Source organism: Bowmanella yangjiangensis, from assembly GCF_017255015.1.
GTDB lineage: Bacteria > Pseudomonadota > Gammaproteobacteria > Enterobacterales > Alteromonadaceae > Bowmanella > Bowmanella yangjiangensis.
On sequence record NZ_JAFKCS010000705.1, the window covers coordinates 1 to 376 of the forward strand.

General features: G+C 64.6%; 1 protein-coding gene. It reads left to right on the forward strand.

All coding sequences use genetic code 11. From position 1 onward, the window contains the following. Nucleotides 1–158: 158 nt before the first annotated feature. Nucleotides 159–376: hypothetical protein (locus tag J0A65_RS26340; RefSeq protein ID WP_206597135.1), on the forward strand; the 218-nt coding region annotated here is incomplete at its 3' end.

The window sequence follows — 376 nt, forward strand, 5'->3', positions numbered from 1 at the left end:
CATCTGTCGCTCGAAAGGATGAATGGCGCCCTGCAACGGGCCTGTGCGCGGTGACCCAAGCGCGATGAATGACGGACCATCAAAGGGACGGGGAACTTTCCCCCGGGCGACCGAGCAGGCATGCTGCGCACCTACGCATCACGGGAGCGACACGATTCATGGAGATACTGCTGAAACTCTGCGCCTCGCTGGCCCTCGCCATGGGCGCGATCTTCGCCTTCCTGCCCGGCGCGTTCGGCCTGCTCAACTTTCGCAACGAACAGCGCCAGGCCTGGCTCAAGCACCTGGCGACGCTGAGCTGGTGGCTGCTGCTGCTCGCCCATCCGCTCGCGCTGTACCAGCTGTGGCAGGCCGATACCCCCTATCGCTGGCTGTT